The organism is Bartonella sp. AD13SXNS (assembly GCF_042196465.1).
GTDB lineage: Bacteria > Pseudomonadota > Alphaproteobacteria > Rhizobiales > Rhizobiaceae > Bartonella.
On record NZ_JBHIQI010000002.1, the window covers coordinates 202,338 to 218,164 of the forward strand.

General features: G+C 37.2%; 13 protein-coding genes. 4 read left to right on the forward strand and 9 right to left on the reverse strand.

The features are described from left to right. Nucleotides 1-29: 29 nt before the first annotated feature. Complete coding sequence (locus ACFIMQ_RS02860) at nt 30-932, reverse strand: DnaJ C-terminal domain-containing protein (RefSeq protein WP_375703352.1); 903 nt, start codon at nt 930-932, stop codon at nt 30-32. 321 nt (nt 933-1,253) lie between these two features. Here ACFIMQ_RS02860 and pdxH point away from each other — a divergent pair, with 321 nt between their 5' ends. Further along, nucleotides 1,254-1,877, forward strand: a complete 624-nt coding sequence (gene pdxH / locus ACFIMQ_RS02865) for a pyridoxamine 5'-phosphate oxidase (protein WP_375609083.1) — start codon at nt 1,254-1,256, stop codon at nt 1,875-1,877. Between the two features lie 482 nt (nt 1,878-2,359). On the opposite strand, the gene ubiA is transcribed toward pdxH, so the two are convergent. Then, complete coding sequence (gene ubiA, locus ACFIMQ_RS02870; RefSeq protein ID WP_375703353.1) at nt 2,360-3,364, reverse strand: 4-hydroxybenzoate octaprenyltransferase; 1,005 nt, start codon at nt 3,362-3,364, stop codon at nt 2,360-2,362. 90 nt (nt 3,365-3,454) lie between these two features. Here ubiA and purD point away from each other — a divergent pair, with 90 nt between their 5' ends. After that, a complete protein-coding gene (gene purD, locus ACFIMQ_RS02875; protein WP_375616010.1) occupies nt 3,455-4,729 on the forward strand; it encodes a phosphoribosylamine--glycine ligase in 1,275 nt (424 codons plus the stop codon). Between the two features lie 1,085 nt (nt 4,730-5,814). Here the strand turns inward: purD and ACFIMQ_RS02880 are convergent. The 7 genes from ACFIMQ_RS02880 to ACFIMQ_RS02910 form a co-directional block, all read right to left on the reverse strand. Next, nucleotides 5,815-6,342: a DUF6101 family protein gene (locus ACFIMQ_RS02880; protein ID WP_375616009.1), complete on the reverse strand. Its 528-nt coding sequence runs from the start codon at nt 6,340-6,342 to the stop codon at nt 5,815-5,817. A 148-nt stretch (nt 6,343-6,490) separates the two neighbouring features. After that, nucleotides 6,491-7,900, reverse strand: a complete 1,410-nt coding sequence (locus ACFIMQ_RS02885; RefSeq protein ID WP_375616008.1) for an FAD-binding oxidoreductase — start codon at nt 7,898-7,900, stop codon at nt 6,491-6,493. Between the two features lie 2 nt (nt 7,901-7,902). Continuing rightward, nucleotides 7,903-8,865 (reverse strand): L-threonylcarbamoyladenylate synthase, encoded by a 963-nt coding sequence (locus ACFIMQ_RS02890; RefSeq protein ID WP_375616007.1) that lies wholly within the window; start codon nt 8,863-8,865, stop codon nt 7,903-7,905. Further along, nucleotides 8,862-9,503 (reverse strand): ribonuclease HII, encoded by a 642-nt coding sequence (locus ACFIMQ_RS02895; protein WP_375703354.1) that lies wholly within the window; start codon nt 9,501-9,503, stop codon nt 8,862-8,864. The genes ACFIMQ_RS02890 and ACFIMQ_RS02895 overlap by 4 nt, the downstream gene beginning before the upstream one ends. Nucleotides 9,504-9,782: 279 nt before the next feature. After that, on the reverse strand, nt 9,783-10,691 hold the full coding sequence (locus tag ACFIMQ_RS02900) for a 4-(cytidine 5'-diphospho)-2-C-methyl-D-erythritol kinase (RefSeq protein ID WP_375606425.1): 909 nt from the start codon (nt 10,689-10,691) through the stop codon (nt 9,783-9,785). Nucleotides 10,692-10,914: 223 nt separating this feature from the next. Continuing rightward, complete coding sequence (locus tag ACFIMQ_RS02905) at nt 10,915-11,766, reverse strand: S49 family peptidase (protein WP_375616005.1); 852 nt, start codon at nt 11,764-11,766, stop codon at nt 10,915-10,917. 189 nt (nt 11,767-11,955) lie between these two features. Beyond that, nucleotides 11,956-12,744, reverse strand: coding sequence for a tRNA1(Val) (adenine(37)-N6)-methyltransferase (locus tag ACFIMQ_RS02910; protein ID WP_375616004.1), 789 nt, complete (start codon nt 12,742-12,744; stop codon nt 11,956-11,958). Between the two features lie 181 nt (nt 12,745-12,925). On the opposite strand from ACFIMQ_RS02910, the gene ACFIMQ_RS02915 reads away from it, so the two are divergent. After that, nucleotides 12,926-14,002, forward strand: coding sequence for a polyprenyl synthetase family protein (locus ACFIMQ_RS02915; protein WP_375616162.1), 1,077 nt, complete (start codon nt 12,926-12,928; stop codon nt 14,000-14,002). A 94-nt stretch (nt 14,003-14,096) separates the two neighbouring features. Beyond that, entirely contained in the window at nt 14,097-15,791 is a 1,695-nt protein-coding gene (locus ACFIMQ_RS02920) for a tetratricopeptide repeat protein (protein ID WP_375703355.1), read from the forward strand. The last annotated feature ends 36 nt before the right edge of the window (nt 15,792-15,827 follow it).

Genomic DNA, 15,827 nt, shown 5'->3' on the forward strand with positions numbered 1-15,827 from the left:
ACTATGCCTTATATATAAATTTTTTAAAATTAATCTTTTTGCATTTGCAAAAACTGTTCTAGCGCAGCATTTTCACCTTCCGGCAACATAATACGAACATGCACATAAAGATCATCTCTTGTACCATTTTTTAAACGAAGTCCTTTTCCTTTCAACCGCAAAACGCGATCAGAACTTGACCAAGCAGGAATCGTTAAAACCACACGTCCCTCCAATGTCTCAACTTCTTCTTTTGCTCCCAAAACAGCATGTTTAAGAGAAACTGGTAAATCAAGATGAAGCGCCCTTCCTTCAACCCGAAAACGAGGATGTTTTTGAATCTGAATGGTTATCAATGCATCTCCTGCTTGCCCATGAGGAACCTCTTCTCCCTGACCTTTTAAACGAATAGTTTGCCCGTCTTCAATATAATCTGGAAGTTTAATTTTTAACTTTTTTCCATTAGGAAAAACGGCTTCCACCTTTTCTGCGCCAACCATCTGCTCTAATGTTATGGCAAGATTAGCACGAACATGTGCTCCTTGTTGAGAGCGATTATAGTGTGTGGAATTCGAAAAGCTACCGCCTCCCCCAAACAGATCGCGAAAAATATCACTCGCATCAAAACTTGCACCACCTGAAGAGGCAAAATCAAATCCTCTCGCTCTTCCTGAAAAAGGATTTTGTTTATTGTTAAAATTCTCACCAGCACCATAGGCTTGATAAAGCGGTTTTCCTTCCATATCAATTTCACCGCGGTCAAATTGTGCTTTTTTATCTTTATCACCTATAATTTCATAAGCTTGATTAATTTCAGCAAACTTTTCTTTAGCCTTTGCATCATCTTTATTGTGATCTGGATGATACTTCTTTGCTAATTTTCTAAATGCTGATTTAATCTCTTGCGATTTTGCGGTACGTGCCACACCCAGAATCGTGTAGGGATCACGCATATTGCCCTCTTTTCAATTTTTTCGTTTTCAAAATATCAACGGATATGTTTTCAATATCCCTCATAGCTTTATCAATCTATTCTAGAGAATAATTTCTTCTTTCTTTATATGTCTATCAATAAACTAAAATACCAGATAAAATGAGATATTTATTTAATATAGCTCATTATCGTCTATGCTAAAGACAAAAATAATGAAACCACTATAAAAATACACGATAGCATTGACTTTTTGAAAATAGGAAAAAATGCTACTTTACTTCGAGATGACAAAGTAAATAAGAAAATGCCTTACCCATGCTCGCTGACATTTGGAGACACTATGAGCGATAAAATACCAACAGATGATCATTTTATGCAAATGCAAAAACCTTTTGAACTTTTTGCAAAATGGCTTGAAGAGGCAACAATAAGCGAAATAAATGATCCGAATGCTATGGCGCTCGCAACAGTTGACGAAACAGGACTTCCTAATGTTCGTATGGTTCTCCTCAAAGACTACAGTCCTCAAGGCTTCGTCTTCTATACCAATTATGAAAGCTGTAAAGGACAAGAAATTTTAAAATCAATGAAGGCATCCTTAGGTTTTCATTGGAAATCGCTCCGTCGTCAGGTCAGAATTAGAGGCATTGTTGAAAAAGTAAGTCAACAGGAAGCCGATGCCTATTTCCAATCGCGACCACGTGGGAGTCGAATTGGGGCATGGGCATCTAAACAATCTCAACCATTAGACAATCGTTTTGTGCTCGAAAAAGCAATTGCTCAATATACTGCACGTTATGCAGTAGGCAATATTCCACGACCACCGTATTGGTCTGGTTTTCGTGTTAAACCCCTTTCTATAGAATTCTGGTGTGATCGCCCATTTCGTTTACATGATCGTCTGCTTTTTACGCGTGATTGTGTTGAACACAGCAATTGGAAAAAACAAAAACTTTATCCCTAATCCTTCAAGCTTTATCGTTATGAAGATTTTGTCTTCCTAAGGGTTCAATGACTATTTTCTATTTGCAAATTTCTAAAACAAAATGATTGGTTTCCATTCAATAGAAAAGTTTTATTTTCACTATAAAAGTTGGTTGATAATATCTCCTACTGCATTGCTTGAAGACAATAGATGAGCAACAAGCTTATTTAAGAGAAAACACGGTATTCAGCAAAAATTATGATTTTACTTTTGTAATTTCTGATAAGAGAAAGTGCACTTTCAATTAAAAAAGTTGTTCATTCCTCCTAAAGTCTATTTTTATTTCAATAAAATTTGAAAAAATCGTTATTTCAAACCAGAAAGATCTGGAATAAAACTAATCATAAAATACAAAAAACTTTGAACATGAAAAAATAATACACTTTAAAATTAATGAAAGTATCTTTGTATTTTCATTCCTCTCCTCATCATCAGAATATATGATTTTATCTAATTTGTTGTTAAGCTGTAGGATAAAACATCATCCATATACCACCACATACTAAACCAGCAAAAATCACAAGACCAATAAGCGAATTAGATTTGAAAAGCCTGAGGCATTGTGCACTGTCATCTATATCAATAACTTTAATTTGAATAAACATATGGATACTTGCCACAAAAATCCCCAAAAAACTAAGAACAGGGACTTCAGCTAAATAAAATGCTAAACTCACGAACAGTACAAAACCACCATACAAAAATACTAAAGCACGCTTGGTTTCTTTACCAAAGAGAAGTGCTGTAGAACGCACACCAACCGTAGCGTCATCTTCTTTATCTTGATGGGCGTAGATTGTATCATATCCTATGGTCCATAAAATTGATCCCACATAAAGCAAAATCGGTGACCAGCTTAAACTTCCAAAGACAACAGCCCACCCCATTAATGCCCCCCAATTAAATGCAACGCCTAAAAAAAACTGCGGCCAATATGTTACGCGTTTCATAAAAGGATAAAATGCAACAGCTATCAATGACGAAATACCTAGAAAAAAACTAAACCTATTAAATTGTGATAAAACGCCTAAACCAACCAAACATTGCACAAGTATAAAAACTCTTGCTTGAAACCGACTCACATGACCTGTCGGCAATGGGCGAGAACGTGTTCTTTCTACCTGAGAATCGATTTTATGGTCAATAAGATCATTCCAAGTACATCCTGCCCCTCGCATAGCGATGGATCCTAGAAAAAAAAGAAAAAGATACCAAACCCAATGAAGCAACATTGATGAAAGAGTATCATAATGCATTTCATAAGAGAGAAAAGCCATTGTTGTTGACCAAAAACAAGGCCACATCAACAATTGCCATCCAATAGGCCGATCCCAACGCGCCAATTGCGCATAAAACCATAAAGAACAGGGAAGTAAACTGTAGACCCATTGTTTGGAAGATGCATCCATAACCCGTCCTTGGCTATTATAGGACTGAACAGGTGCGATATTTTTATTTTTTTTCATCAAATGATTTACCTTTAGTCTTGCGATAGAGACATTTCATTCTTATGAGAAGGAGATGAAATTAATCATCTTCTATGAGAGGAGCAAGCAATGAATATTCTTCTTATTGGCTCAGGTGGACGAGAACATGCTTTAGCATGGAAAATAGCAGCATCACCACTGTTAACAAAGTTATATTGTGCTCCTGGAAATCCTGCAACAACAGAATTTGGTGAAAATATTAATTTAGACATTGATGATCACCCCCTTATTATTGATTTTTGTAAAGCACATTCTATTGATCTTGTGATTGTAGGACCAGAAGCACCATTGGTTGCAGGTATAACAGATTCTCTTAATAGCGCTAACATCTGTGTATTTGGTCCTACTCAAAAAGCTGCTCAACTAGAAGGTTCAAAAGCTTTTACAAAAGATTTATGTCATAAGAATAACATTCCTACAGCAAGTTACCAATGCTTTAATGATGCCGCTAGAGCCAAAGCTTACATTCATCAACAAGGTGTTCCCATTGTTATTAAAGCTGATGGCTTAGCTGCCGGCAAAGGTGTCGTGGTTGCAACAACTATAGAAGAAGCATTTAACGCTGTTGATGCCTGCTTCAAAAGTGCATTTGGGGATGCAGGAAACAAAATTGTTGTAGAATCTTTTCTGGAAGGTGAAGAAGCAAGCTTCTTCTGCCTTTGTGATGGTAAAGTTGCTCTTCCCTTTGGATCTGCTCAAGATCATAAGCGTGTAGGAGATGGAGATACTGGAGCAAATACCGGTGGTATGGGTGCTTATTCACCAGCACCCATCATGACCCAAGAAATAGTGTATCGTACCCTTAAAGAAATTGTTGAACCAGCTTTAAAAAGCATGAACGAAATGGGCGCCCCCTTTAGAGGTATTCTCTTCGTCGGCTTGATGATAACGCAAAAAGGACCCGAATTAATTGAATTTAACGTACGATTCGGGGATCCTGAATGTCAAGTTTTAATGATGCGCCTTAAAGATGATATTCTACCAATTTTTCTTGCCGCAGCTCAAGGAAATCTTGAAAATAAACCTCTTCAGTGGTCTGAAAAGACTGCTCTCACCGTTGTTATGGCTGCTAATGGTTATCCAGACTCTCCCCAAAAAGGAACTGTTATTCGTAACGTTGATAAAGTAGATACTCTTCCCGATGTGAAAGTTTTTCAAGCTGGTACAGCATTACGAAATGGACAACTCATTGCAAATGGTGGACGTGTTCTCAATATAACAGCAACAGGAAAAACGATTACGCAAGCACAAAAACGTGCTTATGAAGCCGTTGATTATATTGTTTGGCCAGAGGGTTTTGTTCGTCGCGATATCGGATGGCGAGCTATTGCGCGAGAAAATTAAATCCTTTGACTATTCTTTTTTACGATTTGATGATTTCACGTAAGAGCATGACACACAAATTTTCTCACTGTTTTACGTTGACCATAATTTTGAAAAAATGAGTGTGCTTTCTTTTGAACAATCAAATATTGTAAATAGGATATCTACTCATGATAAAATAGGAAAAATTTCTGAATCTGAGAATGTAATATAAAATGATCATTTTACTGTTGTATTTACTTTAAACGTATTTTCTCATCATTTTTATAAACACTTTCTTTCTTATAAAATCCTGAAGAAAAACATATATACTATCATTTCTTTTATCTATCGCGTTTTTTAATGAAATTCCGCTTTTACGAAAAATAAAATGCCCAAAAAAGATAGTTATGTTATTCACATACAAACTCTTAAACAATATCTCTCATGCTCATCACTCCCATTTTACGACACTACCTGCAAATAGTATAAATCCATTCTGCCATCTTTCTGGAATAAAGATAAAAACCGATACCATCTTTGTATTTTCCAACTCTCAATATTACGATAACCCTTTCTATCTAAATGATTTTGATTATAAAAGAGAGATGAAATAAGAATGTTCTGCAATATTCAAAGCTCTCATTCAAAATGGAGAAATGATTTATTAAAAAAAATTCAAAAACACTTCCAGTAATTTTCTAATGTTTTAATAATGTGGCAAAAACCCAAAATTATACCGCAAAAAACAGTTTCTATTGTTACGAAAGCCGTTTTCACCTCTCCGAAAAAAGCGTTTTACATAATAGATTTCTGCTGCCAATGTATGGTGTCAAAAAACTCTCATTTACAATCATTGACTTCCTCTTTGTTTTCAAGAACCAAAAGTCACACCAAATCCCGTCTGTAAAAGTCTGGATTCTCATTGAGCGGGGTCCTCTTGCTTCCCACTCATATGCTGCACTTACACAAAAACCGACAAGCAAACTTAAGAATATTCGCCATATCTTCTAAAAACACTTCATGTGCGAAGTTTACACCCCTTATGTTACCGCCCCAAACAACGATGTTTTACGGCACAACAAGATAAATGCTGACGGTAGTACAACAATGAATGCATGTTAATATTACTGGAGTGCAATTCGATTCGCAATCACCAAACGCAAGCCTAACGGATTGCCATAACGAAGTAAAAAACGCTTTTGTCTAGAATACGATGTTGTACAAAAAAATCGATGTAAATCAGAACGATCTTTCACAACCACAATGCGATTATTTTCATTAATCATAAGCATGGGAAGGCTATAAGTATCCGCCCATAATCGCCAATCCAAAAGAACATTATTCAAATCTCTGGAAACCAAAAGCGGGATACAAGCTTCCTCATCTGCATGAAGTAACTCTAATGCAACGGCTCTTTCTCCTGAACGCGTTTTTACGGTGCGTGCTGCAATTCCTTTGAAATGATAAGGGGGTATTAAATGCGATAAGCTTGAAGGCATATCCGTTTTAAAAGAAACACCACGCTCATTTAACGAACAAATAACCTGATTGCCCGTTTTGGATGAAAAATATGTCGTCGTTTGTGGCAAATGGCACGGATCTAACCGAAATTCAAGCACCGCTTTTGCCTGATTAAAGCATTGATTAGCCATATACATTATCCCAATTTATTAAATAACATACACCCTTTAGCAGCTTTTTCTCATTGGATTATTAAAAGTTTGAATAAAAAACAACTGGTTTCTTTTTTGGTTATTAAAATCTAAACAAAAATAAATGATAAAATTCACCATTCTTGAATTATAATACTTTTCCGGGATTCATTATTCCTAAAGGATCGAGCGTTTCCTTAATTCCTTGCATAATATCTAATGCGACCGATGATTTAAAAGAACGAAGTTCTTCGCGCTTAAGCTGACCAATTCCATGCTCAGCAGAAAATGCACCTTTATAATCCATCACTAAACTATGAATGCGATGGTTCATTTTTGACCATAACTGCAAGAATACTGTCGTATCAACTCCTACAGGTTGTGTAACATTATAATGCAAATTTCCATCACCCATGTGTCCAAAACAAACCACCCGTGCTCCTGGAGAAATATCTTCAACAATAAGTGCTGCTTCAGCAATAAAATCAGGAATGGAAGCAAGCGGTACTGCAATATCGTGCTTAATAGATCCTCCCGCCAACTTTTGTGCCGATGATATACTTTCTCGCAATTGCCAAAAAAAATCTTGCTGTTTTAAAGATTGCGCAACAACTGCATCTTCTATCACCGCATTCTTTAAAGCTTCTTCTAAAATAGTACTCAATACCGATAACGCCTCATCATTGCCTTGCAACGATGAAATGTTCATTAATACATACCATTCATGTTTCTGCTGGAGAGGAAGCTTCTCACACATCTTATAATCTAAAGCCATTTGCAAACTGAGCTTTGACATAAGCTCAAAACCTGTCAACATCCCTCCTCCATATTCTTGAGCCAGAGATAAAAACTCTAAAGCCTTCGCCGGACTATATAATCCCACCAAAGCAACTGCTTTTCCTTTTATTTTTGGAAAAATCTTCAAAACGGCTGCGGTTATAACGCCCAATGTGCCTTCTGCACCAATAAAAAGATTTTTTAAATCGTAACCGCTATTGTCTTTTTTAACAAAACGCAAATCATCTAAAATCCGCCCATCCGGTAAAACAACTTCTAAACCAAGACAAAGATCACGCATATTGCCATAGGCTAAAACAGCTGTCCCTCCAGCATTCGACGAAAGATTTCCTCCTACTTGGCAAGAACCTTCAGATGCCAAAGAAAGAGGGAAAAAACGACCTGATTCATCCACTTTTTTCTGTAAATCCTGTAAAATAACACCAGCCTCTACAACAACAAAATTTCCTTCAATATTTATAGCTCTAATCTTATTTAATCGCTCCATGGATAAAAGAACGCTCCCTCCTCTTTCATCTGGTTGTTGTCCCCCCACAAGCCCTGTATTTCCACCCTGTGGCACAATCGGTGTGCGCGTTTTGCTCGCTAACTGCATAATCGAAGAGACCTCTGCGCAAGAAGATGGGCGTAAAAGTAAAGGTGTTTTTCCATGAAAAAGCCCACGCTCTTCAAGCAAATACGGCGCAATAAACGCTTGATCTGTTATAGCATGCTTAGCACCAACAATTTTCCTAAACCCCTCAATTAATTCCTGCTCCATGTTCATTTCTCCTTTGGAGCCGCAGCCCGTATAAGACGATCATTGATAGCCTCTCCTAATCCGTATGATGGAATAGGTTCTACTGCGATACATTTCACTTTAAATGAATCTAATTCCTTCATATATTGAAATAAATGAGAGGCTGCCTCTTCCAATTTTCCATCTTCGCTAAGGTTTAAAATAGAAACAGCATTTTCAGCCCCCATAACACGCTTTGAACCAAATGCTAAAAGCGCTTCACCACTTTCCACCTTTTCTACATTCAAACGAACCGTGGCATTGGGAGCATAATGCGACTTTAACATCCCAGGAGCTTCAATCGCTGCCCTTTGATCTATCCGTTTTAAAGACTTCCCCACAACTTCTTCAATTTCATCAGCCGCAAGCCCCCCTGGACGCAAAAGATAAATATTTTCACCACAAATCTTAATAATCGTTGATTCAAGCCCTATTTTAGAAGATCCTCCGTCCAATATCAAAGAAACAGATTCCCCCAAAGATGCAAAAACAGCCTCAGCGGAAGTAGGACTAAGACGTCCTGATTGATTCGCACTAGGAGCAGCAAGTGGGCGTCCAAAATATTGTACAACTTCCGCAAAACGACTGTCTGGAAAACGAATAGCCAATGTATTCAAACCGGCAGTCGTTAAAGGATGGATATTATGCTGTTCCTTTAAAGGCAAAACCAATGTTAAAGGTCCTGGCCAAAATTCCTCCATTAATTGGCGTGAAAGAAAGTCAATTTTAACATAACGTTCCGCCATTTCGATGCCGCTGACATGCGCAATAAGAGGATTAATTTTCGGACGACCCTTTGTAGAATAAATAGAAGAAATTGCCCCCCCATTGGTCGCATCGCCTGCTAATCCATAAACAGTTTCCGTTGGTAACGCTACTAACTTCCCTTGTTCAAGAAGCGCTATTGCCTCTTTTATCGAAGCACTATTGAGTGGTAGAATCGTCATGATACATCATTCCTATAACGTTCTTTTAGTGGTGCAAAACTATAACGATGTAATCCTACGATTGGACCATATTTATTAAGAACCGTACGATGAACTAACGTTGCATATCCTACATGCTTCTCTAAACCATAGCCTTTATAAACTTGTCCTGCACATTCCATCATCCGGTCACGCGTTACCTTCGCAATAATAGATGCGGCTGCAATTGAAACCGAACGCTGATCGCCCTTAATCAACGCAATTGCGGGACAAGACAACCCAGAGGGAATATCACGTCCATCAACAAGTACATAGTGGGCTGAAACAGCTAATCCTTTAATACAGCGACGCATTGCTTCTAAAGTTGCTTGTCTAATATTAGATTGATCAATTGTACGAGCGCAAACACTAGCAATTGAAACCGCCAATGCACTTTGCAAAATTTCATGATAAAGTCTACTCCGTTGAAGAAAAGAGAGTTTTTTTGAATCATTTAATCCATCAGGAATATGATCTTTATCCAAGATAACTGCTGCCGTTACCACCGGTCCAGCGAGAGGACCCCGTCCTACTTCATCAACACCAGCTATATGAAAAAACCCCTGTTTCTGCAAATTCAATTCACACGAGAAATTTGGCTGAAGCGGCACATTAAACATCTTTGATAAATCACAAATACAACAAATATACACTTATTTCTGTAGCCTGCTTATTTTTTGCAAGCATTACAGTTTTAAATGGTTCTTCAAACATTCTGCGAATTCTTACACAAAAGATAAAAACAAACCATGAGATAAAGAGTATCCTATTGTCCATTTTTCTTCTAAAAAATTATTCTAGCATGTATTCATTTTGTTTAAAAAACAAAAAGTAGATTTCTTTAGTTACCCTCTTCATTATGTATAGTAGAATCAGGACAAAACAAAAGTTTTTATTTCTCAAATAGTTCCTAAAGTCATGATCGGTTTTACAAACCAATTTGGGTACATTGATTTGATAAAAAGAGCTGCCTTTTGCGCTGCTTGTTGATTTTTAAAAATGCCAAAACAAGTTGCCCCCGTTCCAGACATACGAGAAAAAAGAGACCCACATTCATCTAATACAGATAACACTTCGGCTAACTGAGGTGCCATTTTTAATGCCGGAGAAAAAAGATCATTACGCGTTTCTTGTAAAACCTCAACCAATGAATCAACAGTCTTTAAAGCGACTGAATCAATTTTTAAAGAAGGATGATGACGCTTCTCTAACGCTTTAAAAACAGCTTGTGTTGAAATTTCTTGTCCATGATTAACCAATACCATTGCCAGTGAACAAGCCTCTTGTAATCGTATGATCTTTTGACCAATCCCTTTAACCAAAAGTGGCTGCTGATATTCTAATGCAAAAAGACACATGGGTACATCAGCACCAAGAACTAAACTCATTTTTGCTAATTTTTCATAAGGGCAATCAAGATTCCACTGTTGATACAACATGCTTACAACCCCAGCAGCATCACCTGAGCCACCACCAATACCTGAGGCAACAGGTAATGTTTTTACAAGTCGAAAAAACGCAGGTTGAGCACTTTCAGGAAAAGTCTTATGCATAAAATCCCGTGCACGAATAACCAAATTATCTGAATGAGAAACAAGCCCTTTTGCAAATGGCCCCGTTAAAACAAACTGGTCACTTTCACAAGACGCATAGTGTAAGCAATCACCGCTAAGACTAAAATAAACCAAACTTTCTATTAAATGATAACCATCAGCACGTTGCCCCACAACATGCAAAGCTAAATTCAATTTAATGGGTGTAAATACATAAGAATGTCTTTGGATCGAAGCTTTTACATGTGATATCATATGACGTAATATTAACCTATACAGAGTTCTTTTATAAATATGCCCCTTTCATTCATACCTGTAGCATAAACCCTATAAACAGCTTGAAATATTCTTAATCGTTTTCTAAATAAGTAATAAATATGGAGAATTCTTATACAAAATAAACTTTCGTATCATTTCAAGCCTTTTTTCTTCTATCATCTGTTTTTAGATAAAACCTCCTCTCGAATGATTTTTGGCCTCACAAACCGTAACGCTGCCAAAGTGCCCGCTCTTCTGCTGCCATCAACGCACTGTCAACTGCTGTATAAACTGTATGAGCAGTCACTCCTGAAGGCGTTTTAGGGCTTAAAAAACTTTTTGGAGGCGTAATAAGTCGAAGTTTTGCATCATTACCAAAGCGCTCCTTAATAACAGAACGTACATCATTCAATCCGTCAATCAAACCAAGTTCAACGCCTTTTTTTCCACTCCAAAACATTCCTGTAAAGAGATTCAAATCATTTGATAATTTTGTAGATCGCCGCTCTTTAACTAAATCGATAAAAGTTTGATGTACTTCCAGTTGGAGAGATTTCAAATGCTCAATATCCGCTTTTTTTTCAGGCTGAAATGGATCTAGTGTAACCTTGTTTTTTCCTGCTGTGTAAACGCGCCGCTCCACACCAATTTTCTTTAAAAGTTCCGGAAAACCAAAGGAAGCTGAAACCACCCCAATGGAACCAACAATCGAAGAAGGATCTGCAAAAATTTCATCTCCTGCACAAGCAATCATATAACCACCGGATGCTGCTATATCTTCAATAAATACAAGAACCTTTTTATTTTTTTCTTCTGCCAAATCACGAATACGCTTGAAGATTAAACGCGATTGTACAGGTGAACCTCCAGGAGAATTGATAATAAGGGCAATAGCCGGTGCTTTTTTGTACGCAAAAGCCTTCTCTAAAAGACTGGCACATCTACTGAGGGAAAGCGTACGAGATATAGATGCTGACGAATCCATAATCGCCCCTTGAAGGCGAACGACAGGAATTTCTAATTTATTGGAAGAAAAACGATGGGGAACAAGTTTCTTGATAACGTCAATCAAAACAAAATCTCCTTATAAGTTAAGAAAAATTAAAGAGGAAAGAACAACAAAAAGGAACAACGCGATACCATCCAAAAGCGCCAATCAATCCCCACATTACAACCAGAAATATAATTTCATCCAAAAGCTAAACCTCCCTAGTAACAAAGTGTAGACTTTAAAGAATAAACTGAAAAACACAAGATACCATTACAAAAGTTCCCACAAGCTTATATATCCATTATTAATTGCATCAATCCGTGGTGAAAAAGTATGACCATTATCTTCATGTATCACCAGTGCCGGTAAAATAGATAAAGCTGCTCTACTTCCTCGTTTTGCGTAAAATAAAAGACGAATTGCTGCTGTTTTTGCACGTGCATGCACAGGAATTATACAAATACCACCAAAACGCCCTTCTAAAGCACGCAAGATATCTGCCAGCGATTGTGGTCGTGCAATTAGCCCTAAATATCCACCTGGCTTGACAATCGCTGCTGCACTCCGCAACCAATTATCAAACATCGCTTCAGGCATAACGTGTGCTTCAGATTTTTGTTGATCAGGTGTCTTGCGATCAGTAGGATTATTAAAAGGTGGATTCATAATCGCAAAATCAAAGCTATTATCTATCAAACCTGCTTTTATACGTTCATTCCCCTTGAAAGTAACATCTGCTTCTAGCAAACAAATGCGGCCAGTAAATTGTTTATTTTGTTTTAGCATAAGCGTTTTTTGAGCGTACGATATCATAAAAGCCGAACGTTCAACTAAGGTAACATGAACTTTCAGACAACGTGAAGCAACAGCCAGCCCTGCAGCTCCAGCACCTGCACCTAAATCAACGACCTTGCCCTTTAAATCACTCGGAACCAAACTAGCTAATAACATAGCGTCCATCCCAGAACGATGGCCATATTTATGAGGTTGAACCAAATAAAATTTCCCGCGATGAAAACTGTCAATTGTTTCACCACTTTGATTCGTTGCTTTATCCATTTAAAAGTCTAATGTTCACCTTGTATAAATTGCACTTTCGCTATTCAGCTACCATTTTAATTTTTTTTATCATTTTATAACAACAACATTACACTTATTAAAGAACATTTCTTGACAAGATCTATCAAAGCTTACACTTCAAAGCCACATCAAAGGCTTGAGTCAAAATAAAACCCCCTTTATGCTAACCAATAAAATAGAATTTATACATGTCCATTGCAATACTCTAGGAGTAAATACATTGAGTGCAGCCATCAAACCAGAACAAATAAGAAATAATCAAATTTCTCTTCAATCTCTTATCAATCTTACTCAACAAGATATGAAGCGCGTAAATCAATTTATTCTCTCTATGGCAAAATCAGAGGTTGAGATGATTCCTGAAATTTCTAATCATCTTATTTCATCAGGGGGAAAGCGGTTACGACCAATGATTACTCTCGCTTCTGCTCATATGTTCAATTATCAAAGTGACGGGCATATAAAACTTGCAACAGCCGTTGAATTTATGCATACAGCAACATTACTGCACGATGACGTGATTGATGAAAGTAATTTACGACGTGGAAAATCTACGGCACGGATGATTTGGGGAAATCAAGCAAGTGTGCTTGTTGGTGATTTCTTATTGGGGCAAGCTTTTAAAATGATGGTTGATGTCGGCTCTATAGAAGCGCTCTCTGTCCTAGCAAACGCTGCTGCAATTATTGCCGAAGGAGAAGTTATGCAACTTTCTGCTGCAAAAAATATCAAAACCAGTCCTTCAGACTATCTCAAAATCATCAATGCAAAAACAGCGGCACTTTTTTCAGCAGCCGCCGAAGTAGGACCCATTGTTGCTGGCTATGGAGATAAAGAGCGTTCTGCATTACGTGAATATGGAACATCTTTAGGTTTAGCTTTCCAATTGATTGATGATGCACTTGACTATAGTGGTAGTGCCCAAAACTTAGGAAAAAATATAGGAGATGATTTTCGAGAAGGAAAAATCACGATGCCTGTTATTCTTGCCTATGAGCGTGGAAATACGGTAGAAAAAGCTTTCTGGAAACAAGCACTTGAAGAGGGTAATGCCAATGATGAATCCTTCGAATACGCGCAACACTTAATGGAAAAGTATGATAGTATCACAGATACAATAAAACAAGCACGTGTCTATGGAAAGTATGCAGTTGATGCTCTTGTTCCCATGAACGAAAACCTTGCTTACAATGCTCTCCTTGAGACTGTTGAGTTTTGTATTGCACGTATAAACTGATTCTTTGAAAGAATCGCAATATTTTTCAACAAAGTAATGAGATATGATTTATAAATTACATTATCGATTGATTATCTTGAAAAGGATTAGCTCCATGTGCTCTGCAACGGTATCCCGACTTTTTACCCTCTTTATCGTGGGTATCATGATGATACCATCCCTCACCTACAGTAAAATAAGCTCTGCAATTCATACAAACTCATTTACAGGTGCTTATTTAGCTGGAAGGGTTGCAAATCATGAAAATAAAACAGATCTCGCCATTCATTATTTTAAACAGGCACTCGTTTATCAACCCGATAACGTTGAAACACAAAAAGAGCTCCTTGAAGCTATGCTCTCGGTTGGAAACTTTAAAGAAGCGGTACAACAGGCAAAAAAACTCAAAAAGCAAAATGTTATAACACCTTTTGTTTCCTTAACGTTATCAGTAGAAAGTCTCATCAAAAAAGACTACAAAAATGCCAAACTTCTTCTGCAATCAAAAGAACTTCCTACATCCAATAATCCAATACCTGAATTAATTAGTGCTTGGATTACATTTGGATCTGGACACAAATCTCAAGCAATCGCTGATCTTAAAAAGCTCAAAGGTCCTATCTGGTATGACCTTTTTATATCTTATCATTTAGCACTTATGAGCGACCTTGCAGAACGACCACAGGATGCAAAAAGATATTTCATTAAAGCACTGAATAACAAACAGGGAACTCTTATCGCTCCTAATACTTATGAGCGTATTATCATAGCCTATGCCTCATTCCAATTGCGCCGTAATATGCGCAACCAAGCTCTGCAAACAGTCCAGCATGGCGAACAAATGTTGTCAGGTCGAGAAGTCCTTAAAAATTTTCGAGAAAAAATTGAAAAAAATGCTTTCTTAGAGAGGGTTGTTAAAACACCCCAACAAGGAGCAGCCGAGGTATTGTATAATTTTGGAACTGCCCTAAACTATAAAAACTCAGGACGAATTGCACGTATTTTCAAACAGTTAGCTTTCGCTTTATACCCTCAAAATGATGCAACATTGTTTCAGCTCGCACATATTTCTGCTAAATTAGGCGACCCTTATCAAGCAATTAAACTTTATCGCGCTTTATCCCCTAAATCTCCCTATTATAAAGATGGGCAACTGCATCTTGCTTTCCTCCTTATCAATAACAATAATTACAAAGAAGCAATAAAATTACTCACATTGTTAAATAAAAAATTTCCCAACGATCGTAACATTTTGATAACACTCGTTGCTTTCTATATGCAGGACAATAAATTTCTTGAAGCCACTAAAACTCTAGACCACGCTATTGCCCAGATAAAAAACTTTCAACAGGACGATTGGAAACTCTTTTATCAGCGTGGTATTGCTTTTGAACGTTTACAACAGTGGCCAAAAGCAGAAATTGACTTGCGAAAATCACTTGAATTTTTCCCAAACCAACCGCAAGTTCTTAATTATTTGGCCTATTCCCTTGTGGAACGTGGTGAGAAACTTGAAGAATCTCTCCATATGCTGCAAAAAGCTTCTGCTTTGCAAGCGCAAAACAGTCATATCCTTGATTCTCTAGGATGGGCTTATTATAAACTAAAAGAATATAACAAAGCAGTCCAAATATTGGAAAATGCTATCAGATTACAACCTGAAGACCCAACATTGAATGATCATTTAGGGGATGCCTATTGGAAAGTTGGACGTAAACGTGAAGCAATCTTTCAATGGAACCACGCAATTGACGGAAAACCAGAAAATTCTAAACAAATTCAAGAAAAATTGAAATTTGGTTTGCAATAAACAATGCTTAACCGTAAACCACATGAAATAATAAAT

Bases quoted from the DNA above. Each gene is read 5' to 3' on its own strand.
- ACFIMQ_RS02885 (WP_375616008.1), bottom strand. From the start codon at position 7,900: ATGGAGCAGGAATTAATTGAGGGGTTTAGGAAAATTGTTGGTGCTAAG.
- ACFIMQ_RS02860 (WP_375703352.1), bottom strand. From the start codon at position 932: ATGCGTGATCCCTACACGATTCTGGGTGTGGCACGTACCGCAAAATCG.
- ACFIMQ_RS02895 (WP_375703354.1), bottom strand. From the start codon at position 9,503: ATGTTTAATGTGCCGCTTCAGCCAAATTTCTCGTGTGAATTGAATTTG.
- pdxH (WP_375609083.1), top strand. From the start codon at position 1,254: ATGAGCGATAAAATACCAACAGATGATCATTTTATGCAAATGCAAAAA.
- ACFIMQ_RS02880 (WP_375616009.1), bottom strand. From the start codon at position 6,342: ATGGCTAATCAATGCTTTAATCAGGCAAAAGCGGTGCTTGAATTTCGG.
- ACFIMQ_RS02920 (WP_375703355.1), top strand. From the start codon at position 14,097: ATGTGCTCTGCAACGGTATCCCGACTTTTTACCCTCTTTATCGTGGGT.
- ACFIMQ_RS02900 (WP_375606425.1), bottom strand. From the start codon at position 10,691: ATGATATCACATGTAAAAGCTTCGATCCAAAGACATTCTTATGTATTT.
- ACFIMQ_RS02890 (WP_375616007.1), bottom strand. From the start codon at position 8,865: ATGACGATTCTACCACTCAATAGTGCTTCGATAAAAGAGGCAATAGCG.
- ubiA (WP_375703353.1), bottom strand. From the start codon at position 3,364: ATGAAAAAAAATAAAAATATCGCACCTGTTCAGTCCTATAATAGCCAA.
- ACFIMQ_RS02910 (WP_375616004.1), bottom strand. From the start codon at position 12,744: ATGGATAAAGCAACGAATCAAAGTGGTGAAACAATTGACAGTTTTCAT.
- ACFIMQ_RS02915 (WP_375616162.1), top strand. From the start codon at position 12,926: ATGCTAACCAATAAAATAGAATTTATACATGTCCATTGCAATACTCTA.
- purD (WP_375616010.1), top strand. From the start codon at position 3,455: ATGAATATTCTTCTTATTGGCTCAGGTGGACGAGAACATGCTTTAGCA.